The organism is Streptomyces phaeoluteigriseus (assembly GCF_001896135.2).
GTDB lineage: Bacteria > Actinomycetota > Actinomycetes > Streptomycetales > Streptomycetaceae > Streptomyces > Streptomyces phaeoluteigriseus.
This window is the reverse complement of the sequence record NZ_MPOH02000003.1, coordinates 196,116-202,668: the sequence shown is the minus strand read 5'-3', so window position 1 is coordinate 202,668 and position 6,553 is coordinate 196,116. Positions and strand designations below refer to the sequence as shown.

The window sequence follows — 6,553 nt, the reverse complement described above, 5'->3', positions numbered from 1 at the left end:
GTGTCGCGGTGCTCGGTGAGGAGGTGTGGCCGGTCGGGGCGGAGGTGGACGGGGTCGCCGAGGGGGTGGTCTCCGAGGGGTTCTCCGGCGGCGCCTCCGTGGACGGGGAGGCCGGGGGCTGTTCGGCCGGGGGCTGCTCGACGGGCGGCTGTTCCGCCGGGGGCTGTTCCGCGGGGGGCTCGGCCGGGGTGCAGTCCTTCGCGCCGCCGTTCCAGGCCGCGATCAGCTTGTCCTTGATGACCGGGCGGTCCGGGCCCTCGGGCAGGTCGCCGTGGGCGAAGCCGTCCTCGGCGTCGAGCTTGCCGTCGAACTTCACGGCGCCCCGGTAGAGGTCGATCTGCGCGTAGCAGCCGGCGTCGGGCACGGCGATGTCGAGGGTGTCGGTGGCACCGGCTCCGACCGTCACGGTGTCGAAGTCGACGAAGACCTGCTCGCCGGAGGTCCGGAAGTCGGGGCCGTGGGCCAGGTAGGAGGCGAGGGAGGCGGTACAGGTGGTGGCGCCGGCGGCGGTCCGCACGGTGAGGTGGACCTTGCCGTCGCCGGTGGGCTTCAGGTTCTGGTCGTCGACCTTGACGGAGTCGTGGAAGTGCGTGCCGTCGAGCGAGAACTGGCAGCCGTCGGTCTCCGTCTCGGTGCCCGCGCCGGTACCCGGCTGGTACTGGCCACCGGACTTCCAGCCGTCGCCGCCGGGCGTTCCGGTGGAGGCCCAGGCTCCGGAGGCGGCGGCGACGGACGCGGTGCACAGGGCGAGTGATGCGGCGCCCGTCCCCAGCAGGCGGCGCACGGAAACACGTCTCGCTATGGACATGCGATTCCCATCTTGGCGAGTGCTCATCACGGCGGCATCGCGGCATGGCGATGCCCGGGTGATGGCGCGGTTCAGAAGAAACACCGGGCTCAGTGGTCACGTGCGCCACGGCGTGCGCTCATGGTGGTTGGCGGGGCGGAGGCGTGTCAACCTGCGGCATTACCAAGGGAGTTCTAGATTCCGCCACAACTCCCCCACGTGAGGAATGATCCACTCCGCAAGGTACGGACGTTCCCCTTCCCGGCAAAGTGGACAAGCTTGTCTGCGTGACAGAATTCGCGCCCGCACCCCAGGCAGACCAGCCCCCCGCCCCCGTACCCGTGGCGGACCAGCAGACCGCCCCCGACTTCTCCACCCGCAACCCCGACTGGTGGCGCCAGGCCGTCGTCTACCAGGTCTATCCGCGCAGCTTCGCCGACGCCGACGGCGACGGCCTCGGTGACCTGAGGGGGATCACCGACCGCCTCCCGCATCTCGCCGCGCTCGGCGTGGACGCGCTCTGGCTCAGCCCCTTCTACCCGTCCGAGCTGGCCGACGGCGGCTACGACGTCATCGACCCCCGTGACGTCGACCCGCGCCTCGGCTCCCTGGACGACTTCGACGCGCTGGCCGCCGAGGCGCACCGGCTCGGCCTGAAGGTGATCGTCGACATCGTCCCCAACCACACCTCGCACCTGCACGTGTGGTTCCAGGAGGCCCTGGCGTCCGGCCCGGGCTCCCCGGCCCGCCACCGTTACGTCTTCCGCGACGGACGCGGCGCGCACGGCGAACTCCCGCCCAGCGACTGGCAGTCGGTGTTCGGCGGCAGCGCCTGGCAGCGCGTCCCGGACGGCCAGTGGTACCTCCACCTCTTCGCCCGCGAGCAGCCCGACCTGAACTGGGACCACGACGAGGTCCGCGAGGACGTCCGTACCACCCTGCGCTTCTGGTCGGACCGGGGAGTGGACGGCTTCCGCGTGGACGTGGCCCACGCCCTGGTCAAGGACCTGAGCGAGCCGCTCCGCGACCTCGGCGCCCCCGAACCGAGCGGCGAGGAGGCCCTCATGGCGCTCCCGCCCGGCACCCACCCCTTCTACGACCGGGACGAGGTCCACGAGATCTACCGTGACTGGCGCCGCGTCCTGGACGCCTACTCCCCGCCCCGCACTGCGGTCGCCGAGGCATGGGTCCCGGGCGCCCGACGCGCCCTGTACGCCCGCCCCGACGAACTGAACCAGGCCTTCAACTTCGAGTACCTGCAAGCGCCCTGGGACGCGGAGGCGATCCGCGAGGTCATCACCTCCTCGCTCGCCGAGGCCCGCGCCGTGGGCGCCTCCGCGACCTGGGTGCTCTCCAACCACGACGTCGTCCGCCACGCCTCCCGCCTGATGCTCCCGCCCGGCACGGACGAGAACGCCTGGCTGCTGTCCGGCGGCCACGCCCCGCACGTCGACGAGGAGGCCGGCCTGCGCCGGGCCCGCGCCGCCACCCTGCTGATGCTGGCGCTGCCCGGATCGTCGTACGTCTACCAGGGCGAGGAACTCGGCCTGCCCGAGGTCGCCGACCTGCCCGTGGAGGTTCTCCAGGACCCGCTGTGGGAACAGAGCGGCCGGGTCCGCAAGGGCCGCGACGGCAGCCGGGTGCCGCTGCCGTGGACGACCACGGGCCCGTCGTACGGCTTCGGCGCGGGCGGCGCCTGGCTGCCGCAGCCGGAGTCCTTCGCGCGGTACGCCGTCCAGGCGCAGGACGGCACGCACGGCTCGACCCTGGAGCTGTACCGCAGGGCCCTGCGCCTGCGCCGCAAGCTGCTGGACGGCGAGGACCTCACCTGGGCGGAGGGCACTCCGCCCGGCGTGCTGGCGTTCGCCCGCTCGGACGGCTGGCGCTGTGTCGCCAACCTGTCGGACGAGCCGGTGCCGTGCCCGCCGGGCGAGGTGCTGCTGAGCAGCACCCCGCCGACGGGTGACGGGCGGATCGGCCCGGACACGACGGTGTGGCTGGCGTAGCGCGGACGCGGGCCGTCTCAGCCCGTCGGTGTGGGGGCGGGCGCCGGAGCGGCGCTCCCCCCGACACGGACGCGGCGTCGATGTCCACAGGTGTGGACGTGGCGGTCGGCGGCGGGGTGAGGACGATCAGCGGCTGCCCCGCGGGCGGGGGCGGCGGGGTCATGTCCGACTTGGGGAGCTTCGGCGGCGTGGTCTGCTGGAAGAGGGTCTGGTCGAAGTCGACCATGCCGGTCTGTTCCATCACGGTGATGTGGTCGAGGACCGTGTCGTTGGCCTGGTCGGCCAGGGCCCTCACCAGGGTGTTCTTGGTGGTCGACCGGACCTTCGCCACGGTGTTGAAGATGGACCCGTGCGTCATGCGCAGGATGTTGGCGAACTCGATGTCGAAGTCCTTGCCCGTCTTCGCGTTCATGCTGTTGACGAACCCGATCTGTTGCGGGCTGGCCACGTTGGGCAGGGTGATGTTCAGCATCGGGGCGATCTTGCGGCAGGTGGTGTCCAGGGCCGCGTGCCCGTCGATGAGGTGCTCGCTCGCCGTCTTGACGCCTTCGCTCTGGCCCTTCTGCAACCCGATGAACCCCACCGGGTACTCCCAGAGCCCGGCCGCTCTCACGGCCACCACGAACGCCCGGTCGCTCTCCGTCAGCGGCCCCCATTGGGTGTTGGCGATGATCCGGTCGCCAGAGGTGGACACCGTGTCCAGCCCCAGCATCGACGGATAGGCCAGAGCCGCGAGGGTCAAGCTCAGGGCGCCGCCCACGAAGGCAGTCCCTATCGCGTTCCGCGAAAAGCGCACCGTTCCTCCTGCCTGATCGGGGACACCGCCCGTGCTCGTCCTTGCCTGACGGGGTCCGACACACAGGAGTACGGACGAACGGCCCCCGGAACTCACCGCGTCCGGCAAAAATCGTCGTACCGGCCGGCGGGGGAAGGGAAGCGAAGTGACAGGTGGGACAGAACAGCCGAGGGTCACCGAGTTGACGTACTACCCGGTGAAGGGCTGCGCGGGCGTCGCGGTGCCCGAGGCACGCGTCGCGACCGACGGGCTCCCGCACGACCGGGCGTACGTGATCGTCGACGAGGCGGGGGAGCTGCGCTGGCAGTGGGGGGACCCCGGGCTCGCGCTGATAACCCCCCAAGTGCTGGACGGAGCGGCCGGGTTGACCCTGCGGGCGCCGGACCGGGACGACCTGAGGGTGGACGGAGAAGGACAGGCCGAGGAGGTCACGGACCTGCCGGGACAGCCGTACGGCGCTGTCGACCAGGGCGAGGAGGCCGCCGCGTGGGTGACGGGGGTCCTCGGCCGCCCGAGCCGGCTGCTGCGCGTACGCAAGGCCCCCGGCGGCACCGCGGCCAACCACGGCCGCCTGCACGTGGTCTCGCGCGCGAGCCTGGACCGGCTGAACGGCCACCTGGCCGAGCGGGGCGTCGCCCCCCTCCCCATGAACCGCTTCCGCCCCAACCTCGTCGTGGACGGCTGGGACACCCCGCACACCGAGGACACGGCCGCCCGCCTCCTGGTCGGCGACACGGAACTGGCCTTCACCGAACCGACGGTCCGCTGCGCCATCACGATGGTCGACCAGGACACGGGCCGCCGGGCGGGCCCGGAACCCCTGCGCACGCTGGCGGACTACCGCAAGGGGGAGGACGGGATCGTGTTCGGCGCGTACTTCGCCGTCGTACGGCAGGGGAAGGTGACGGTCGGAGACGCGGTGGAGGTCATGGACGCCTGACCTGACTCACGGCGCTCGCCCCGAAAACCGGTGGAGCGGCGCCGCTGAGCGCCACTACCGTGCTGCCGGACCACGTCGCCCAGCCGAAGGACTGCCGTTGTACACCGTGTGAGACCCCCCGAGTGCTGAATCGTCGCGCGTCGCACAGCTGCGCCGTGCTCCTTTTTGCTGCGGTCTTCTCACACTGAAACCGGTGTACCTCTGTGCTGCTCGAAACCTGGGTGGTCGCGCCCACCTGCCTGCCCGTCGTTCTCCGCCGCTGCCACGCGTGCGCGTCCGAACGCTTCCGGGCCGACGGCAAGTTCCGCGTCAACGCCAACCACAAGCTCATCGACGCCTGGCTCCTCGTCCTCTGCACCACCTGCGGGGAAACGGCGAAGCTCACGGTCCTGGAGCGGACGAACGTGCGCTCCGTACGCCCTGCCCTGCTGGACCGGCTGCACGACAACGACCCCGGCCTCGCGGCCGAGTTGCTCCAGGACCCGGTCCTACGGCGCCGTAACCGCATCGCCCTCGACTGGACCGACGCCTGGCGCCTCGACACCGGCGGCTCGGACCACCGCGACCTCGACCGCGAGGTGATCGACGTCGCGGTCCGCTTCACGGCACGGATACCCGTCCGTCCGGTACGGCTGATCGCAGAAGGCTGCGGCCTCACGCGAGCGGAGGTCGAGCGACTGATCGAGGACGGGAAGCTCGTCTCGGCGGCGCGCCTGACCGGCAAGCTGTCGGGCGACTTCACCTTCACCCTCAAACACTGACCGCCCCGCGGGGCTGCCCGGCACCAGCCCGGCAGCCCCGCCTCTCCCTCAGAGGGCCTGGGCGCGTATGGCGTCGAGGAGGTGGGTGAGGGGGGTGGGGGTGGTGGTGAGGACGGTGGCGGGGGTGTCGCTCTCGCGGAGGTGGAGGGTGGTGGGGGTGGAGGCTAGTTCGAGGCAGTTGTTGCCCTCAGCTCCGCCGGAGAAGGATGACTTCTGCCAGTTCTGGGGGGCGGTCATGGTGTGCCTCATAGCTCCTTCGCAACGCGGTGAATGAAGTCACGCGAACGATCGGGGTCGAGTGACGCCGCTTCCACTTTACGGAAGAGTGTTCGAAGTGCGCCGAGCTGGGCTTCGGAGTCGATGAAAACGGTGCCGTGCGCTGCGTCGCGTGCCGCGGTGTCCAACTTGGGCACAGGGCCACCTGCAATCATCATGGCGCTCCAGGCCCCGGCGAAGTCGTCGAGGTCGAACGGAATGACCCGCACTGTCACGTTGTCGGCGTACGAGAGTTCCAGGATGCGGGTGAGCTGAGTGCGGGTGGCAGAGCGGTCGCCCACCCTGATGCGCAGTGCAGCCTCGTGGATCACCGCTTCGTAGGGGATGGGTGCTGGCCCTTCGATGACCACCTTGCGCTGCATCCGGTGGCGAACGCGCAACTCCACCTCGTGTTCAGGGAGTTGTGGGACCCCGTACGAGAACACGGCTCGGGCGTAGTCCTCCGTCTGGAACAGTCCGGGGACATGCAGGAATTCCAAGTCGACTCGGTGTGAGGCGTGATACTCCAACTCGGCCAGGTCTAGGAACGACGACGACAGCAGGCGCCGATAGTCCTCCCACCATCCGCGTGTCCGATCCGTGGCCATCGCCACCAGTGCGTCGATGAAGGCCTCGTCCATGCACGCGTAGTGCGCGGCCAAACTGCGTAGGCGCTTCTCGCTCACGCCTGAGACGCCGGACTCGATCTGGCTGATCTGAACGGAGTTCACGCCGAGGAGTGCTGCGGCCTGCCGGGCGGTGAGGCCTGCTGCCTCGCGAAGTCTGCGCAGCTCGACGGCTAGACGCATCTGCCGTGCGGTGGGCTCGCGCCTCGTCACCATCGGCCACTCCCTGCTTCAACGCACCGTTAGGTGCTACTCGTTCGGGCGTCAGATTACGCGACCGGCTTGCCGTTTCTTAAATCTAAGGTCTACCGTCGGTGATGCGTTGAACACCCTGCGGAAGCGCACCGCACCGTCCTGCCATGGCGGTCGCGGCAATGCCACC

6 protein-coding genes and 1 pseudogene are annotated in these 6,553 nt (G+C 70.3%); 3 read left to right on the top strand and 4 right to left on the bottom strand.

Annotation, left to right across the window (positions count from 1 at the left end):
* Positions 1-808, bottom strand: an 808-nt coding sequence (locus tag BM536_RS02730; RefSeq protein ID WP_170109872.1) for a hypothetical protein, incomplete at its 3' end; no start/stop codon positions are given.
* Positions 809-1,128: 320 nt separating this feature from the next.
* On the opposite strand from BM536_RS02730, the gene BM536_RS02725 reads away from it, so the two are divergent.
* Positions 1,129-2,793 carry a glycoside hydrolase family 13 protein gene (locus BM536_RS02725; protein WP_094102454.1) on the top strand — a complete coding sequence of 555 codons (1,665 nt, stop codon included), beginning with the start codon at positions 1,129-1,131 and terminating at the stop codon, positions 2,791-2,793.
* 55 nt (positions 2,794-2,848) lie between these two features.
* Here BM536_RS02725 and BM536_RS02720 read toward each other — a convergent pair.
* Positions 2,849-3,553: pseudogene (locus BM536_RS02720) on the bottom strand (DUF4142 domain-containing protein); the annotation flags it as partial.
* A gap of 181 nt (positions 3,554-3,734) precedes the next feature.
* Here BM536_RS02720 and BM536_RS02715 point away from each other — a divergent pair.
* Both BM536_RS02715 and BM536_RS02710 read left to right on the top strand, forming a co-directional pair.
* Complete coding sequence (locus tag BM536_RS02715) at positions 3,735-4,529, top strand: MOSC domain-containing protein (RefSeq protein WP_073499611.1); 795 nt, start codon at positions 3,735-3,737, stop codon at positions 4,527-4,529.
* 206 nt (positions 4,530-4,735) lie between these two features.
* Positions 4,736-5,290, top strand: coding sequence for a DUF1062 domain-containing protein (locus BM536_RS02710; protein ID WP_073499615.1), 555 nt, complete (start codon positions 4,736-4,738; stop codon positions 5,288-5,290).
* 48 nt (positions 5,291-5,338) lie between these two features.
* Here the strand turns inward: BM536_RS02710 and BM536_RS02705 are convergent, their stop codons facing one another.
* Positions 5,339-5,527 (bottom strand): DUF397 domain-containing protein, encoded by a 189-nt coding sequence (locus tag BM536_RS02705; protein ID WP_094102453.1) that lies wholly within the window; start codon positions 5,525-5,527, stop codon positions 5,339-5,341.
* A gap of 8 nt (positions 5,528-5,535) precedes the next feature.
* A complete protein-coding gene (locus tag BM536_RS02700) occupies positions 5,536-6,387 on the bottom strand; it encodes a helix-turn-helix domain-containing protein (protein ID WP_073499607.1) in 852 nt (283 codons plus the stop codon).
* Positions 6,388-6,553 lie beyond the last annotated feature (166 nt).

Excerpts from the sequence above, each read along its gene's own strand:
- BM536_RS02700 (WP_073499607.1), bottom strand. The coding sequence starts at position 6,387 with ATGGTGACGAGGCGCGAGCCCACCGCACGGCAGATGCGTCTAGCCGTC.
- BM536_RS02705 (WP_094102453.1), bottom strand. The coding sequence starts at position 5,527 with ATGACCGCCCCCCAGAACTGGCAGAAGTCATCCTTCTCCGGCGGAGCT.